The sequence below is a fragment of the Komagataeibacter ossonobensis genome (assembly GCF_057359305.1).
Window position 1 is genome coordinate 27,300 of the sequence record NZ_JBXAYQ010000019.1, and the last position, 17,859, is coordinate 45,158.

At 57.2% G+C, this 17,859-nt stretch carries 12 protein-coding genes and 1 pseudogene; 8 read left to right on the forward strand and 5 right to left on the reverse strand.

Annotated elements, in window-relative coordinates; translation table 11 throughout:
• Window positions 1–29: 29 nt before the first annotated feature.
• The 4 genes from AC1RQ9_RS11525 to AC1RQ9_RS11540 all read right to left on the reverse strand — a co-directional run bounded on the left by AC1RQ9_RS11525 (window position 30) and on the right by AC1RQ9_RS11540 (window position 5,111).
• On the reverse strand, window positions 30–1,874 hold the full coding sequence (locus tag AC1RQ9_RS11525) for a glycosyltransferase (protein WP_485987014.1): 1,845 nt from the start codon (window positions 1,872–1,874) through the stop codon (window positions 30–32).
• Between the two features lie 108 nt (window positions 1,875–1,982).
• On the reverse strand, window positions 1,983–3,281 hold the full coding sequence (locus AC1RQ9_RS11530) for an HlyD family secretion protein (RefSeq protein ID WP_485987015.1): 1,299 nt from the start codon (window positions 3,279–3,281) through the stop codon (window positions 1,983–1,985).
• Window positions 3,278–4,297 carry a family 8 glycosyl hydrolase gene (locus tag AC1RQ9_RS11535; RefSeq protein WP_485987016.1) on the reverse strand — a complete coding sequence of 340 codons (1,020 nt, stop codon included), beginning with the start codon at window positions 4,295–4,297 and terminating at the stop codon, window positions 3,278–3,280. Before AC1RQ9_RS11535 ends, AC1RQ9_RS11530 begins: the two co-directional genes overlap by 4 nt.
• A 358-nt stretch (window positions 4,298–4,655) precedes the next feature.
• Window positions 4,656–5,111, reverse strand: coding sequence for an IS5 family transposase (locus AC1RQ9_RS11540; RefSeq protein WP_485987017.1), 456 nt, complete (start codon window positions 5,109–5,111; stop codon window positions 4,656–4,658).
• A 7-nt stretch (window positions 5,112–5,118) separates the two neighbouring features.
• On the opposite strand from AC1RQ9_RS11540, the pseudogene AC1RQ9_RS11545 reads away from it, so the two are divergent.
• Window positions 5,119–5,412 (forward strand): annotated as a pseudogene (locus AC1RQ9_RS11545) (DUF6525 family protein).
• A gap of 32 nt (window positions 5,413–5,444) precedes the next feature.
• On the opposite strand, the gene AC1RQ9_RS11550 reads toward AC1RQ9_RS11545, so the two are convergent.
• The gene (locus AC1RQ9_RS11550; protein WP_485987018.1) at window positions 5,445–6,650 is read right to left on the reverse strand and encodes a PepSY-associated TM helix domain-containing protein; all 1,206 of its coding nucleotides are present in this window, start codon (window positions 6,648–6,650) and stop codon (window positions 5,445–5,447) included.
• Window positions 6,651–6,882: 232 nt separating this feature from the next.
• On the opposite strand from AC1RQ9_RS11550, the gene AC1RQ9_RS11555 reads away from it, so the two are divergent.
• From AC1RQ9_RS11555 to AC1RQ9_RS11585, 7 genes are all read left to right on the forward strand, one after another.
• On the forward strand, window positions 6,883–7,392 hold the full coding sequence (locus AC1RQ9_RS11555) for a sigma-70 family RNA polymerase sigma factor (RefSeq protein WP_485987019.1): 510 nt from the start codon (window positions 6,883–6,885) through the stop codon (window positions 7,390–7,392).
• A 99-nt stretch (window positions 7,393–7,491) separates the two neighbouring features.
• On the forward strand, window positions 7,492–8,484 hold the full coding sequence (locus tag AC1RQ9_RS11560; protein WP_485987020.1) for a FecR family protein: 993 nt from the start codon (window positions 7,492–7,494) through the stop codon (window positions 8,482–8,484).
• Between the two features lie 176 nt (window positions 8,485–8,660).
• Window positions 8,661–11,171 carry a TonB-dependent siderophore receptor gene (locus AC1RQ9_RS11565; RefSeq protein WP_485987022.1) on the forward strand — a complete coding sequence of 837 codons (2,511 nt, stop codon included), beginning with the start codon at window positions 8,661–8,663 and terminating at the stop codon, window positions 11,169–11,171.
• 262 nt (window positions 11,172–11,433) lie between these two features.
• Window positions 11,434–12,063, forward strand: a complete 630-nt coding sequence (locus AC1RQ9_RS11570; RefSeq protein WP_485987024.1) for a sigma-70 family RNA polymerase sigma factor — start codon at window positions 11,434–11,436, stop codon at window positions 12,061–12,063.
• Window positions 12,064–12,159: 96 nt separating this feature from the next.
• Window positions 12,160–13,137, forward strand: coding sequence for a FecR family protein (locus AC1RQ9_RS11575; RefSeq protein WP_485987026.1), 978 nt, complete (start codon window positions 12,160–12,162; stop codon window positions 13,135–13,137).
• Between the two features lie 150 nt (window positions 13,138–13,287).
• On the forward strand, window positions 13,288–15,873 hold the full coding sequence (locus tag AC1RQ9_RS11580) for a TonB-dependent siderophore receptor (RefSeq protein WP_485987028.1): 2,586 nt from the start codon (window positions 13,288–13,290) through the stop codon (window positions 15,871–15,873).
• Window positions 15,874–15,929: 56 nt separating this feature from the next.
• Complete coding sequence (locus AC1RQ9_RS11585; RefSeq protein WP_485987030.1) at window positions 15,930–17,612, forward strand: cyclic peptide export ABC transporter; 1,683 nt, start codon at window positions 15,930–15,932, stop codon at window positions 17,610–17,612.
• The last annotated feature ends 247 nt before the right edge of the window (window positions 17,613–17,859 follow it).

Here is a 17,859-nt window from a genome sequence, read left to right on the forward strand (position 1 = left end):
GTGAGTATTTTTATGATAAAAATTTACAATTACTCGAAAATTCTTTTTATCCATGATTTCAGTGTAGATATATTCTTTATCTCCACTTCAGCGTTATACCTTCCAGTAAACATCTTTATTATTATTTTCTTTCGTATCTCCTTATCTTCTACAAATTCAACAGCGCATGTGTTTTCGTCAACAATTCTGTTAATTTTTATTGTCGTAATGATTTCGTTGTTATCAATTGAAAGTATTGATTCTGATATATACTTTTCATCAAATCGTCCAGGGAAATGCAATAACGCCCCACGTAGTGACAGATCCATAAGTGTGACTTTTTCTATTTTTCCCTGATTATCCAGTATGGCTTCCTCGCCCATGGGAAAACGTTCGTCACGCCGACGTTTTGGCAGTTCAATACAGACAACACAGACGGCTACAAGAAGGAAAATATTCAGGAACGACCAGACAATGGCTGAATCATAACCTGCTGATGACTGTAACGGATCATATGCGGAAAGATGCCGCATCATACCAGTAACAATCAAGACCAGTATCAGGACAAAAGGCCGCATAAACCCCCAGTGTATGGTAATGCCGTCACGCGCGACGCCTTTGTCCGTCACCTTGAATGGATGCCCCCACGGCTTTATGAGTCCTGTCATTACGCTAATGATCACGGATGGTGCCGAAACGATTCCCGCGACATCAGAAAGTATAGGCACATTGCCACGTTTTGTATAAATATAATTGAATACTATATTCAAAACGGCATATGGTCCCAGGTTAGTCCACAGTTTTTCGATGGGACAGTCAATTACGGTCACGCCTGTCCACCAGAAAACACCGGGCGCAAGAAGCGTCAGCATCTTGAAGGGATATATAACCGCCCAGACAATAACACCATCGGCCATTGATATGCGATTGGCCCACCCTATTTTTGCCGGCCCAAAACTATTCCATCGGGTGTAAATCTGCTGGATGGCACCCAGGCACCAGCGGCAGCGCTGGGTTATGTATTCCGCCAGCCCTTCTGGTGCCAGACCCATGCTCAATTGTTCATTCAGCAGGACGGTCCTATATCCATGCTCATACATAAGGAAGCTCGTCAGCATATCTTCCGTTACGGTCGCCGTGGCAAGGCCACCACATTTTTCCAATGCATCAGCCCGGAAAACAGCAGATGTTCCACAACAGAATGCGGCATTCCATGCATCTTTGGATTCAAGGATGGAATTAAAAAAAACACGCTGTTCGTCAGGCCAGCTTGTATGGCATAAAAGATTGATCTGTATGGGATCAGGATTGAAAAAGTGCTGCGGTGTCTGCACAATTCCAATATCCTCTTCCTCAAATATTGGAAGAACTCTCTGCAATATATTGTTTTTTACAGTAAAGTCCGCATCCAGCAGCAGAATGAAATCAGGCTTTCGCCCGGTAGAGCGTGCAATTTTTACGCCATTATTGACGTTCCCTGCTTTTGCATGCTTGCCTTTGATGCGAAAGGTGTAATGGGCGCCATTTTCTTCCGCAAGTTTCTTCACCCATTCCCGGTTTCCATCATCAAGAACCCACACCCGCAAATCTGGATGGATGATGGATGAAGCGGAAACAATACTACGCTCCAGAATGTCATATGATTCATTATATGTTGCTATGAACACATCAGTTGGTGCATGTTGTAAAGGTGATAACAGGCCACGGTCTGCCTGCTCGCTGCGATTAATGGTTCGGCTCAGGACGACAACACCCAGAAAACCGGAACACATGGCCGTAAATTCAAAAAACACGAAGAAATATACCCATCCTTGGGCAATCCACGAATCATAGTGCGGCATTGCACTATGAATGCGCCAATACAGATATTGTATGCCAATCAAAACTGTAATCATGGCAAATATAAATCTGAAATATTTATTGTAAATTATGCGATCTACATTGCCATAATGTATGACAAGAAAACAGGCACATAAAAGAAGGAACCAGAAAGCCATAAATCGTTACCAAAGCCAGGTCAGAAACCGCTTGATTATGGAATTATCCGTAGTAGGCAGTACGACATGCGCTGTCCGGCCAATCATGTTGGCAGCATCCGATTGTGGCACATGAATCGCTATGCTGATCAGCCCATTCCGCCCACTGGCGGATGTGGTCGGGAAACTGGCGTACTGGTTGCTGGCACTCAGGATGTTGTCGCCAATGACGGATACGACACGTCCCGTATATTCTTTCTTGCCGCCTTCAATGCGGAAGCGGGCGACCCCGCCTTCACGAATGGCGTCAATCCGGTTCTGGGGTACAATCGCCAGAACGAACAGGGACTGGTCATCAACAATCTGAAACAGGCTTTCCGCCTGGAAAACCCTGCCGTCACCCAGATGCCGGATATTCCAGATCATGCCCGCCGTAGGGGCCTGCAGCACGGTATCGCTGAGTTGCGCATCCTCTACACGGGCTTCAGCGACTTCCTGCTCCAAACCATGTTTCTGGGCGGTCAGGCTGGCGATCTGACGGGTGATATCTGCGATACGCAGATGTACTTCATCAGCGCGTTGGGCGGAATAGGGCGTGTCATTTGAACCGCTGTCAAGCTGGAACCCGTTTTCAGCCGCCGTGGCCTTTACCGCCAGATAATTGATACGTTCATTACTGGCGCTGACACCATGACTGGATGTGGAAAGCTGGGTACGGTATTTGTCCAGATAGGCACCAGACAGCCACCCTTCCTGGGCCAGTTGCTGCTGGCGCTGCAGATCACGCGATGCCAGCGCCCGTTTGGCGGCCTGCTGCCCTTCTTCCGCACGCGCCTGTTCGACTTCGCTGCGAATATATTCGGCCTCAAGCTTGTTGTAATCTTCCCCACGCTTGCGAAGGCGATCGTACATCGTGGTCAGTTCTTGATTTTCAGCCTGATAGGCCTGCAGATCCGTTTCAACCTGCGCAAGCTGCTGCTGCAGGTGCAGAAAGGTCATGTGTTCAGCCCGGTCATTGATAATCCGGCCGAGCACCATCTTTTCTTTTACATGGGTGCCAACAGATGGAATGGCGACTTCAAGCCGACCTGAAATTGGCGCGCGTACGTCAGTCGTATATGCGGACACAACCGCATCCGACGAAATAATCAGTTGCTGGTGCGAAAGCAGCCCCAGCGCGGTTGCGAATACAATTATGCCTGCGCCCCCGAACTTGAGCATGCGCAGGCATTTGACCTGGTTGTTCTTATAATATTCCTGAGCCTGCTGCAGCCTGGCACGCAGGCCATCTGGTTGTTCAGGAGGAATATCCGTTATTTCAGTCATCGTACATTTTGCCGCAGATCGGGATTGTGACGTTCGTCCCATGCAACATGGGCCAGCATTTTCAAGGAAGCAGAGTAATAATCATCATATGGGGTAATATCAGGCAGACCCGCAGGCAGGGCACCAACACCTTCCAGGCCAGTGCAGGTAGCGACAGCCATATATCCGCCAGGTGTCGCACCATTATCCCGTTCGCCTGTATCCAGATCGATCCATGCGGGAATATTATGTTCAGGCCATGCGTTCCAGAAACGATGGTAAATACCCGCGGTATCCTCGTCCCATATGTCCCCCCACCATGAATGAAGGGGCACCCGGATTGCATCGAACGAAAAACGTGGTGGCCACCCGGGGGCGGGAATCATGTCCAGGGACCTGTTGTCAATCTGCAACCAGTCCGGAGGCAGCTTCCACATGCCGAACCTGGCAAGCTGCATCAGTTCCGCCCCGTCCCGGATGAGAGCATCCCATAAGGGGGAGGGGCAAACCTGTCCCCCGGCAACCAGGGCGGGAAAAATATAATAGGACAGATTGATCGTGTGTGTATCGCCCGTCTCAAACCCGATATCGGCCGGACGCAGTATCTTCTTGTCGCCGACCTGCGCAACAAGCTGCTTCAGCACATCAGCATAAATGGCGGCCGACCTGTCGCGCAGATGGGAATCATTCCAGCGCATGGCGCCCCGCGCCAGTGCCAGCGCCATGAGCAGTTCACCATCCGTCGCGCACAGTTTCTGCGCGACATGATCCGTCGCATCCGGCACATAACGCCATGAATGCAGGGCATCTTTGGGACGGCTCAACCACTGATCAGTCCATTTCAGAATAAGATCAAAGGTTTCACGGTCGTTGAAATGCTGCGCACATAATAGTCCGTACCCCTGGCCTTCGCTATGTGAGATATTTTTATTACCAGTGTCACAGATACGGCCTTCCGATAACAGGAAGCGTTTCTTGTATTCCCCCCAGTTCCCGATGGCATATTCCTGTGCGCTTGCACCGGTCATCTTTGCCATTAATGAAAAAATAGCAGTACAGGCTGATAAAGCGGACAGTTTTCGCCGTGATATTGCTAATTCAAACAGGGTTTACGGTCCTAAATGGAATGTACACGATATTGTTCCCAGATATAATGTATGGCGAAAATATGTCAACATGATATATCTTATTTTACTAAATCGGTATAATATATTGATTTATAAAGATATTTTCTGATCTATAGAATAGCGTCTTCCTGAAATATCATGTCGATATAGTAACTTATTAATGATCCGAATTCTGGCAGATATATATTACAACCGGAACGAGTATAGAGACTTCATTACCCGTAACGGTACAGTTGCGCGGACATGACTCATGTCCCAGGCTCAGAAATTATTCTTTGAGATAGAAGATGAAACTTGCTGCCATCTGGATGGCAGACATGAATGTATGGGCGCACCGGTCATATCTGGTCGCAATACGTCGCCAGTCTTTCAGCTTTACGAACATGTTCTCGATAAGGTGGCACTTTTTATACAGATGCCAGTTGTAAGGTGGTTTTGATTTCCGGTTTTTCTTTGGAGAAACACAAGCTGTAATATTGCATTTTACAAGCAGTAACCGGATCCGGTTGCTGTCATAACCCCGGTCACCGATGACTTCTTCTGTCCCGTCGGGAAGATCTGCAAGCAGCACATCAGCCCCTTTGAAGTCACGGACCTGTCCAGCAGTCAGATGCAGGCGGACAGGTCGGCCCTGCCCATCACACACGGCATGCAGCCTTGAGTTCGATCCGCCTTTTGCGCGTCCGATATGGCGGGGAAAAGCCCCTTTTTTGAGCAGGGCCACAAAGGCAATGGCAGATAACGAGCGAACCCTGCGGCACGAGATGTAGCGGCACGATGCGGGGGATGACTGGCCAGCCTTCGATGATCTTCCCGCCGTGATCCGCAACCGGGTTGCAACACATGCCTATGGTGCCTGGTCGGTCAATGTCATGATGCTGTGGCAGCATTACAAACGGCTCCATGGGCGCACGATGCGCGCCGAGCGGGCGTTGATCCGGTATCTTGATTATTGCGAGCGGCTGGAGCGGGAAGCGTTTGCCTCGCGCTACAGCGAAGACTACGGCGTGCCCGTGCCGAGATGACACTGGCATCCGAATGCCACCATTCTGGCTTTTCAGCTCCCTGTAGCAGTCTGTCGGGCTATCTGGCCTGAACGGACCTGCCGCTTTCGTTGCCAGATCATGATGCCCGTTACCACCAGCATGCACACGGCCAGACCCGACAGGCATATGAGGATACGGCCGCCAGTCCCGGCTATCCTGCCGCTATGCCATGGCAACTGCATCTGCATGACCAGATTGCCCGCAGCCCCCTGGCCGGGCATGTCACCTGCCGTGATCTGACCGGTTTTCAGATCCACGGTAACCATGGGACTTCCCAGCCCGGAAGGTTCTGTTCCCTGATTGCTGAAAAGGTAGAACATGGCAGTCCCGCCATCCGGGTCCAGCAGCACTGCGGCCGGTCTCTCGCCGCTGCCATGAGCCTGCACGAAACCTGCGGCGAGGCCCTCCGCCTGATCAATCGTAACCGGTTGGACCGGGAGCCGTGTGTCCACCATGGGCGGCGCGGTAGGCAGGATGGTCCGGATGACGGGATTGAACACCTCATCCTCAAGCGCCAGCGCCACCCCGCTTATCGCAATGCCCAGCAGGACAACCCATAGCCACAGCGAGACGGCCCGATGCAGGTCAAACGTGATCCGTATGGAAGAACGCCGCAGGCCGATCGCCCATGTCTTACGCCATTGCCGCCAGAATGCCTGCCGCCATGCAGGCTGGTGCAACGGAAACGTCAGGAGAAGGCCGACCACACAGTCAATCGACCACAGCATGGCCGAGATACCCATGACCCACATGCCCGCCTGGCCCAGATCAAGGGAATAATGAACACGGTACACAAAGGACATCAGCGCACGACGGTTGAAACAGCACCCTTCTGTCGGCCGCAGTCCCAGGATGCGTCCCGTAGCGGGATCGAGAAAGATTTCGCTTTCAACCGGATCTTTCCTGCCCACGACCGTTTCGGACGAATAAACCTCGATCGCACGCCCCGCAGGAGGGCGGTAGAGCAGGGCGGTCACCTGCGTTTCGGGGCGCTGCAGCTTCAGCTGCGCCAGCAATGCTGAAACCGGCAGCGAATGGGCAGGGGCAGGGGCATCAAACAGGTCGGGATTGAGGGCCGCGTCAATTTCCGTGCGGAACACGCTGATGCTTCCCGTAAGCCCTGCAATGAACAGCACGCCCGACAGCAGCAGCCCCGTATATCGGTGCAGGCGCACAAGGGCCGGACGAACGGTTTTCAGGGTCAGGACAGCCATCATGCATGCCTTGGCACGCCCATCAGGGCAGGGCAACAAAAGAAAATAAGACGCGTTCGCATATTTGCCCGTCCGGTTTCCCAAACGCCCTGCCGAGGAATGGCATGTCTGACAATCCGGAATGTATCGAAACATCACAGTGCCGTTTTATTATTGATAATGATTATTATGTTCATATAAGGAAGCGCGTGCGCCGTCCGGGCGCTGACGCACGCTGTCAAGGAACCTTCAGGCCGTGGCCTCGACCGATCACCTTCTGAAAACCTATCTGGCAAACCGGTCGCGTTTCGTGTCCTTCGCCGTATCGATGGTCGGTTGCGCGGCACAGGCCGAGGATATCGTGCAGGACGCGTTTGTTCAGGTCGCATCCGTCAGGCGGCAGGGGGGCGTGTTCAACCCTGTTGCGTATCTGACCGCGATCATACGCAATCTGGCGCTTGACCATCTGCGGGCCGCGCACCGGCAGATCCCGACCGAGATCGATCATACCCTGCTGGCTGATACAGGTGCAGGGTCCATATCGCCCGAAGCCCATTGCCGCCATCGGCAGGAACTGCATACCGTGGCAAATGCCCTGGCCAGCCTGCCGCCACGCACCCGCCGCGCGTTCGAGATGTATCGCATCGGTGGCTACACATTGCAGGAAATCGCGACCGTTCTGGGTGTTTCCACCACGCGCGTGCACAAGATGATCCAGATCGCGCTGGTGGCCTGTGCCGCGGCCCTGCCAGACATGGAGCCATAAAATTTTTCCCCTGGCGTTAAAAAACAGGCACCTGCGCCGTCCCTGTTGCTGGCAGCACGTTCAACGCCACTGGCGCGGAACGAAGGGGAGCGAACACGGATGAGCACACAGCCAACACAGGGCGCCGAACGTGCCATGCTGGAAGCCGCCACCTGGAAAATCCGCCTCAATGAGGCACCGGATGATGAAACGGTAAGGGCGGAATGGGCCGCATGGCACGCGCAGGACCCCGACCATGAGCGGGCATGGCGCCGGATGGAACGCGCCTGGACCCTTACGGGCCAGATGGTTCCCGTAACGCCCCCGCATGACCGGCCCGCAACACCCCGGCGACCGGCGGCTGGCAGAATGGCGCGGGCACGCCCGTTGCGGATTGCGGCGGCCTGCATGCTGCCGGTGGCGGCAAGCCTGCTGGCCTTCGCCACGCCGGACCTCATGTTCCGCCTGCACGCCGATTATTACACGAAAACGGGCGAAACCCGCACGGTCAGCCTGTCGGATGGAACGGCGGTGACCCTGGCCGGTCATTCCGCCATCGCCGTGCATTATTCGGGTGGGGAACGGGGGATTACGCTGCTGGCCGGCGAGGCGTTTTTCAATGTCGTGCATGACGGAAAACGTGGCTTTGCCGTCAGGGCAGGGAATGTGACGACGCGCGATATCGGCACCGCCTTTGACGTGCAGATGGCCGGCCCCCATGTCACTGTTGCCGTGCGCGAGGGGATCGTGAGCGTATCCCGCCAGTCCGACCCCGCCCTGCGCCTGACCGCCGGCCAGACATGGGCAGTCGACCAGCACACGGGGCAGGCCCATCGCGGCACGATCGACCCGGAGGATGTCGGTTCATGGCGTTCGGGGCAGATGGTGCTGAACGACGTACGGTTTTCTGACGCGGTCGCGGTGCTGGGCCGCTACTATCCGGGCACCATCGTGACCCATGGTCTTGAGCACGACACCATCCCGGTAGGGGGCGTGTATGACCTGCATCATCCCAAGGAAGCATTGGAAGCTCTGTGCGCGCTGCATGGGGGCAGGCTTGTCACACTCCCGGCGGGCCTCACCCTGGTGCTGGCGGACCACAAAGCCCACTGATGGGCGCACAACAGGCAATCAGGCCACGCACAACCACCGCCGCAGCACTTTTTTCAGGGGACCGCTAAAAAAAGTTTCATCCACACGTTAAAAATAAATCGTCTCAACGGACATGGATATACGCGAATGCAATTCGTTTGCATTTCATGCCAACCGTCCGCCCGTGAGACCTGACCATGCCGTGTGTTCTTCTGCCGTGCCGCCGCAATCGCATCCGGCCCTCCCGATCCAGCCTGCTTACGGGCACGTCCGCCCTGCTGTTCGTCATGTGTGCCGCCACGGGCCATCATGCTGCAGCCGCACCGGTTGAGGGCAGCGTGGCCACCACGCCATCACCGGCACAGCCCTTCAGCATTCCCGCCCAGCCGCTGGGCCGCGCCCTTGCCGCCCTTGGCGCGCAGACCGGCCTACAGATCGCGTTCGACAGCGCCACGATAGCGGGCGCACGCTCAGGGGCGGTGAGCGGGCAGATGACTGCGGAACAGGCGCTTGCCAGCCTTCTGGCGGGCACGGGCATCAGTTACCACAGAACCGGGGCGCATTCCGTCTCGCTTATCCGCGCGCCTGCCGCTATCACCCTTGATCCGGTGCGGGTGGAAGGGCAGGGGAACGGGGGCGGCAGAAAAGGCTGGAAAGAGGAGCAGATCGCCGTCTACGCCACATCGGGGCGGACCGGGCTTGTACCCAAGAATTCGAGTGCCGCCACCAAAACCGACACGCCCCTGATCGAAACCCCGGAATCCGTATCCGTCGTAACCCGCGCGCAGCTGGATCAGCAGAATGCCCGCACCATAGCCGAGGCCCTGCGGTATAATGCGGGCGTGTCGGGCGATGTGGCGTCGGGCTACACCACGCGGTTCGACATGGTTGAAATCCGCGGCTTTCAGGGGGCCGCGGGCGCGGATGAGTTTGTTGACAACCTGCGCCTGTTCAACGGCGCCTATTACGCAACCCAGCAGATCGACCCTTACCTGCTCGACCGGATCGACATCCTCAAGGGGCCACCATCGGTCCTGTACGGGCAGTCCAATCCCGGGGGCGCCATCGTGCTGACCACGAAACAGCCGACGGCCACGCCCGTCCACTCCATCTCGGTCGAGGGCGGAACATACGGTTACGTGCGCGGCACCGCTGATTTTGGCGGCCGGATCGACCGTGATGGCAAGTGGCTGTACCGCGTGGCTGCAACCGCCACCACGTCCGGCACGCAGGACGAGCATACCCGTAACGAACGCTTCGGCGTCCTGCCATCGCTGACATGGACCCCCAATGACCGCCTGACCATGACGCTGTCCGCCTTCTGGCAGCGTGACCCGCGTGGCGGCAATTTTGATACCGCGCCGCTGGAAGGCACCATCCTGCCCAACCCGAATGGCAAGATTTCGGACCATTTCTACCCCGGCGACCCCAATTTCGAGACCTACAAGCGCACCCAGACGGCGGTGAACTACCGCCTGAGCTACCAGATTGCGCCCAACTGGACGTTCAAGTCATTTGCCCGTTACGCGAATGTGGGGGCGTTTTTCCAGCAGGTGTCCTCGGGCGGGATGCTTGATGATGACAACCGTACGCTGGAACGCGCCGCCTACGGGTCGGAGGAACATTTCGACACGATCACGGTGGAAGAACAGATCCTTGGCCATTTCCGCACCGGGCCGGTCAGACACAACGTGATCATTGGCGGCAACTGGCAGAATATCCGTGATTCCGCCAACCTGTATTACGGCGATGCCCCATCACTGGATGTCTTTTCCCCCACGTACGGGCAGAGCATCGGCAAGCTGGACCTGTATGAAGCCCAGAGCATCACCACCAACCAGGAAGGCATATATGCCGAGGACCAGATGACATGGGGCAGGCTGCATGTGCAGGGCGGCGTGCGCCATGACTGGTCCACCATCGACACCCGCGACCAGACCGATGGCGGCGGCAGCTTCAACCAGTCCGATCAGGCCACGACGTGGCGTGGCGGCATCCTGTATGCGTTCCCCATCGGGCTTTCACCCTATTTCCACTACGCGGAATCCTTCCAGCCTGCCAACAACCTGTCCTTCAACGGCACGCCGTTCAAACCCACGCGGGGGCGGCAGTTTGAAGTGGGGCTGAAATACCAGCCGCATGGTTTCAACGGGTTTTTCACGGCCGCGCTGTATGACCTCAAGCAGAGCAACGTGCTGGTCACCGATCCGGTCCATATCGACTTCTATACCCAGACCGGCGGCATCCGCTCACGCGGGATCGAACTCGAAGCCCATGTCGACCTGACCCGCAACCTGAATATCATCGCGGCCTATACCTATCAGGACGTGGCCTATACGCGCGGCAGTGGCGACCTGACCGGCGAGCGCCCGATTGCGGTGCCAAAGCAGACATTCTCGGTCTGGGGGCATTATGACCTGCGCAACGGCCCGCTGCGGGGGCTGGGGTTCGGCGCGGGCGTGCGCTACAACGGTAATACGCTGGTGGACAACACGCTGGAATATGTCACACCCAGCTATGTGCTGGTGGATGCGCAGGCACAGTATTCACTCGATGCGGTAGCCCCACGGATGAAGGGCATGCTGTTTCAGGTCACGGCCCAGAACCTGCTCAACCAGCGGTACTATCCCGGCTGCGCGGGTGCCGATACCGGCTGCTATATCGGCGCGAACCGCAATGTGATCGGCAAGGTGACCTATAGCTGGTAATAACTGCAAATATTGACTGTCAGTTATGCGATTATCGCATGATGCAGCGAAGGTATCCGATACAGACGATCCATCCCGGCAGGAAATAACAGCGCGCCGCGACAACCGTCCGATATTTTTGGACGGTTTCATGCAACATACTGATTTAACTATACTTTCCCAAGAACTTAGAAAGCATGTCGCATGTGTCCCGACGGTGACATACGAAACATCGACCACATCATGCGCAACTTGAACATGCGAATGATTATTATTACAGGACATGAAAACAGCAGGAGATACGACGCGCTACAAGGCAAAGCCCCGTGCGTCGATCTCCTTGGAGGCGGTGCCCGTGTCCTACGCGGACAAGATTTTTCTGGAAGTCCTTGAAAGCAACAGGCGCCATCTTGTCGCGCTGGCGGCACGTATTGTGGGTTGCGCATGGCGGGGCGAGGAAATCGTGCAGGACGCCTATATCCGCATCATCCGCGCCGGGGCCGCGCCACAGGACATCCAGCACCCGCTGGGTTACCTGAAACGGGTGATTTTCCGCCTCGCCATTGATGCACGCCGGGCAAAAGCCGTTGAACGTGCCTATGCGCAGGCCATCAGTTCTCCCGACAGACGGACCACATGCACTGACGGGGCAGGGGACGTGGATATCCCGCGCGCCGATGCCATCGAAATCCTGACGCCCGAACGCCAGCTTGCCAGCCAGGATGAACTCCGCCGCGTGCTGGCCTGCCTTGACGGCCTGCCCCCGCGCACCCGCCGCGCATTTGAACTGAGCCAGCTCTATGGCCATAAACAGCGTGAAGTGGCCGAGATCCTCGGCGTCAGTTCCCCGCGCGTGCATGCCATGCTCCGGCAGGCCTTCCAGCGGATTACCGAGCAGCTTGGTGAAGAATGAAGCCCCACCTGCCGGTGTTAATTTCCATACCGTTCAATCGTCAGACAGAAAGGGAGATGTGAAAGCGCATGTCCTGCCTGCAAAGCATATGGGCCCATGACCGACATTCCCCCGCCTGACGCTGCCGATACGGCCCTTTCGTTCCTTCTCCGTGTACAGGATGATCCCGAAGACAGTCGCCTGAAGGCTGAACTCCAGCAATGGCGGCAGGCTGATCCCGCGCATGAACGGGCATGGCAGCAGGCATTGCGGGTCCGCCTGCTTGGCCAGATGGCCCTGCAGGGCGCGACACAGGCACGGCCCCCGTCAAAGCCCACGCCCGACAACCTGCATCGCTTCCCAATCCGCAGATGGCGGGCGGGGGCGCTGGCAACCGCGGCGGCAGCGGCCATTGTCCTTGCCTGCGCGCCTTCGCTGCGCCTGTGGTTTCAGGCGGATTACACCACGACAACAGGCCAGACGCGCCAGATTGCCCTGGATGATGGCAGTAATCTGACCCTGGGCAGCGCATCCGCCATTGCCGTGCACATGCAAGGCGATACACGCCGGGTCGTGCTGCTGAAAGGGGAGGCTCTGTTCCAGGTAAAGCACGATCCCCGGCGGACCTTCGTGGTGGAGGCCGATGGCGTGGTGTCACGCGACATTGGCACGGTATTTGACGTGCGCAGCGGGGCCGGACACGTCGTGCTGGGGGTTGGTGAGGGCACGGTCGGGCTGCGCGCACCACAGGCGGGAATAGCAGCCGAGCAGACCGTCAATGCCGGTGAACAGATCGATATTACGGAAAAGACCGGGGCCGTGCGCCGCTCCACCATTTCACCTGACAGTGTCGGGTCATGGAATACAGGCCTGTTTGGCGCCAGTGCGGTCAGTGTCGCGGATATGCTGGGTATATTGCGCCGCCATTATCCCGGCTATGTCATCGTGCGCGGAACCATACCCGCCAGCAGGCTGGTGGGGGGGGTGTATGACCTGCAGCGCCCTGCCGACAGCCTGCGCATGCTGGTCACGTCCTCTGGCGGGTCCACGCGCGAAGTGGCAGGGCGTATTCTGGTTATCAGCTTTCCCGGCTGATCCGGCGCGGACAGTCGGCAGGGCAGCCCTGACCTGCAAAAAAAGTCCCTGAACGTGCAATCGCTATTAAGTTCCGCTGGCATGGCCCGTCATGTTTTGTGAGACGAATTGATCTTAATTCGCATTTGCAAGACAGCAGGCAACATTTCCATGGCAGCAAGCGTTGATACCCCTACCACCACAGGCAACCGGTTCCGTCATATCCTGCTGACAGCAGTGGCCCTTTCCACACACGGGAGCCTGACATGCGCGGGTGCGCTGGCCGCACCATCCGCCGGGGTCAACACTGGCACGGTCCTGACCTTCCATATCGCGCAGAAACCCCTGCGTGATGCGCTGGTGGATCTGGGCACGCAGGCCCGCGTACGCCTGATCTTTGCTGCCGACAGCATACCGAACATCACGGTCGCCCCCCTGAACGGCACATTTTCGGTGCCGGACGCAATCGGGCGACTGCTGGGTGGGACAGGACTGACATTTTCCAGCCGGGACGGCGCATTCTACATCCAGAAAGCCGCGGCCGCCAGCATCACGCTTGGCCCCGTGCGGGTGGGCGGCACGGTGGCGCATGAAAGTGCCACCGGACCCGGCGTAGGCTACGTAGCCACCAATACCCTGACCGGCTCAAAGACCGACACGCCCATTATCGAGATACCGAACTCGATCCACGTCATCACCAAACAGCAGATGATTGACCAGCAACCCCAGAACGTGATGGAGGCGCTGCGCTACACCCCCGGCGTGCATGTGGAAGGGCTGGGCGGCTTCGCCAATGGGGTGGGCAGTGGATACAATAACGGCAGCATCGTGCAGCGTGGCTTTGCCACCGCGCAGTTTGTCGATGGCATCCGGTCATATTCCAACAGCGCGGGGGAGACCGCGTTCCTTGAGCGGATCGAGGTCATGAACGGCCCGGCCTCGGTGCTGTATGGTCAGACCACGCCAGGCGGCCTGATCGGCATGTCCCTCAAAAAACCGACCGACACGCCGCTGCGCAATGTCACCCTTGGCTTTGGCAACTGGGGGCGGTACGAGGCCACGTTCGATGTCAGTGACAGGGTCACGAAGTCCGGCAATGTGCGCTACCGCATTGCCGGTATTGGCGTAACCCAGGGCACGCAGACCAACTATATCGACTATCACCGCGTGGGCGTCCTGCCCTCCATTACATGGGACATAGACCACAAAACATCACTGACACTTCTGGGCAGCTATATGTACACACCCGGCGATGGCATCAACATGACGCAGCTTCCGCCCAGCGTGCTGCTTGATACCAACGGTTATGGCCGGATCCCCCGCAGCCGCTTCCTGGGGGACAGGAACTGGAACGAGTCAGGCCAGACGGATGCCATGTTCGAATACCAGTTCAAGCATACCTTCAACCGCTGGATCGATTTCAGCCAGACCATGCGTTTTGAAAGCTCGGAGTTTCGTAACAAGACGCTCATGCGCGGCGAAGGCATGGTGACCGACCAGCTATACTCCCGCGGGCCGGTCGAGACCAACTGGCCCAGCACCACCATCGGACTGGATACGCGCGTGGGGGGCAAGCTGCCGATTGGCCCGGTACGGAATACATGGGTCGTTGGAACGGACTTTCGGCAGTATAACAGCAGGGACAGTTCGCTCAGCGACGATACACCAGGCAATAACGGCTATCCTGGTCTTGATGGGTACACGCTGGTCAATGTCTATAATCCGCAGAGCAATTACGTGCCCTGCATGGACATCCATTCCTCCAAATGTCTTGTCAGCGGATATCAGAGCCACCAGAACTATTTTCAGGAAGGCATCTATTTTCAGGACCAGCTTAAATACAAGGGGCTGTCCGTTATCCTTGGCGGCCGACAGGACTGGGTGAACTACCACGGCTATACCGCGCAGACGAGCAACGAGAACGCCACCCATACCTACACCTATACCCGCACCAGTGCCCTGCCACGGCCGCAGGCGGCCTTCACATGGCGCGCGGGACTGGTCTATCAGTTCAAATTCGGCCTGGCGCCGTATTTCAGCTATTCCACATCCTTCGTGCCGCAGAGTTCGCGCAACTGGCAGGGCAACCTGTTCCCGCCGCTGACCGGCAAGCAGCTTGAAGCAGGGCTGAAATATCAGTCACCCGACCAGAAAATCTTTCTGCAGGCCGCCGCTTTCCGGATCGAGGAAGACCATTACCTGATTACCGACCCCGACCACCCGAATTTTTCCGCGGATGCGGGACGCGTGCGCTCACAGGGGTTCGAACTTTCGGCCAACGCCAACTTTACCCGCAACCTGCGGTTCATGGCTTCCTATACCTATGATGCCGCGACCTATCTGAGCACCAACCTGACCAGCGTCCAGAAATATCCTAACGGCACGACCGGGGATACAGTGTCACAGAAGGGGAAATACATAGGCGAGGGCATTCCCCGCAACATGGCTTCCGCCTTTCTGGATTACACGCTACCCACGCGTTACCTCAAGGGATTCGGCATCAATGGCGGCGTGCGGTATAACGGCTTTACCTACTCCGATGACGTAAACAGCTTCAAGGTCCCCGCGTACACCCTGTTCGATATCGGCGCGCATTACGATTTTGGGCAGGCCACGCCCATCCTGAAGGGATTGCGGGGACAACTGTCCATCTCCAACCTGACCAACAAGTATTACATCACCTCATGTGGAGGTACTTACTCATGCTATATCGGGCAGGGTCGGCGTGTTTACGGCAACCTGAGCTATAGCTGGTAAAACCATACTGAAAAAACGGTTCATCCCATCGTCATTTCCTGCAGGAGGTGCCCGTCATGAACCGCATGCAGTCTTCATATACCGGCGTCCTGCATGCCCTGTGGCGTCTGCAACGCCCGTTATGGCCTGTAACACTGGGGGCGACGCTTGTCGGCACGGCAGGCGGGCTTGCAAGCGCGTGGCTGCTGTCAGGCATCAATGACGCCCTGCATGCGCCAGACAGGCTGAACGCAGCCCTGGCGCTGAACCTTGCAGGGCTGTGCGTGCTGTCCATTGCGGGATCTGCCCTTGCCGGGATCGGCAATAGCGCAGCCGGTCAGAAGATTATCTCCCGTCTACGCCATGAGGTCGCCGCCCGCGTGCTGGCCACCCCGCTGGCCACGCTGGAGCGGCATAAACCGCACCGGATGCTGGCCATCCTGAATGGCGATATCAGCACTGTCAGTGCGTTTACCTTCAATTTCTCGAGCTATGTCGTCTCTCTGGCTGTGGTGCTGGCCTGCGTGATCTATCTGGCCGTTCTATCACCACCAGCGTGCCTGATCGTGATCGTGTCCTTTGCCTGCGGCGTGGCGCTGACGGTCTGGCGCCGGCGTAGGTGGCGGTCTGATTACCGTGAAATCCGTAGCATGGAAGACAGGCTGCAAAACCAGTACCGCACCATTACCGAGGGGGCAAGGGAACTGCAGCTCAACCATATGCGGCGCGACCATGTGCATCGTACCCTGCTGGGTGGGGCCGCATCGCGTATCGCGACGCTGAAAACCACGGCCATGCGACGGTTCTGGTTATTTGATTCCGTTCATGAAGCACTCTTCTTCCTGACCGTGGCCCTGCTGCTGGGCACACGTTTTCTTACGGGACTGTCCACCCCTGCCGCCACTGGCGCGGTGCTGGTACTGCTTTATGCGCGCGGACCACTGGAACGGGTCCTGCAGGCGCTACCCGCCATGACCGAGACCGAAATCGCCCTGCAACGCCTTGCCGAACTGACCACCGACCTGCCCGATGGCAGGCTGCCTGACTTGTGCGCGGAAGACGCGGTCACCTTCCACCATGCCATTACCCTACATGGCGTGCGCTACCACCCCGATGGCATGGCTGCGCCCGGCTTCATACTGGGGCCGGTGGACCTGACCATCCGCCATGGCGAGATCATGTTCATCACGGGGGGCAATGGCGCGGGCAAGACCACGCTGGTCAAGCTGCTGCTCGGCCTGTATGCGCCCACGACGGGCAGCGTGCTGTGTGACGGGGTGCCGGTCACGATGGAAAATGCCGCCGCATACCGCCAGCTTTTTGCAACGGTGTTCACGGATTATTTCCTGTTTGAGAACCTGCCGCACCCGGATGAACGGACCCAGGCCCTTGCGGCATACTGGCTGGAACGGCTGGGCCTTGCCCACAAGGTCAGGCTGGAACAGGCCCGTTTCAGCACCACCGACCTTTCCACCGGACAGCGCAGGCGTCTGGCGCTGGTGCAGGCGCTTGCCGAACACCGGCCAGTCCTGATGCTGGACGAATGGGCAGCCGATCAGGACCCGGTTTTCCGCCGGATTTTCTACACTGAAATCCTGCCTGAACTGAAAGCGGCGGGGCGAACGCTGATCGTCATCTCGCATGATGACCACTATTTCGCGACAGCCGACCATATCATCCATCTGGATGAAGGGCGCATCATAAACGACAGCCACCCGACCGGAACGGGGCAGGGGAGGCATGCCACGCGGGCATGGTAGCGACGCCATCCATCGGAAAAAGGCACCATGGTCCGTCAGTCATATAAAAAACCGGGCTTTTTATGAAAAAAGACGCTGCTGGATCGTCCTTATAAGAGAGGCGGCATTCCGGCCGGTCTGCTGACAGGACGACAGGGCCGGACGCCTGCTGATTTTTTTTCGGGATAGTCAGAGGCACGACGCAATGGAACAGGCTGGGGCCGGTGCAGAATTTATTTGCAACTCATTCTCACAATCATTATTAAAA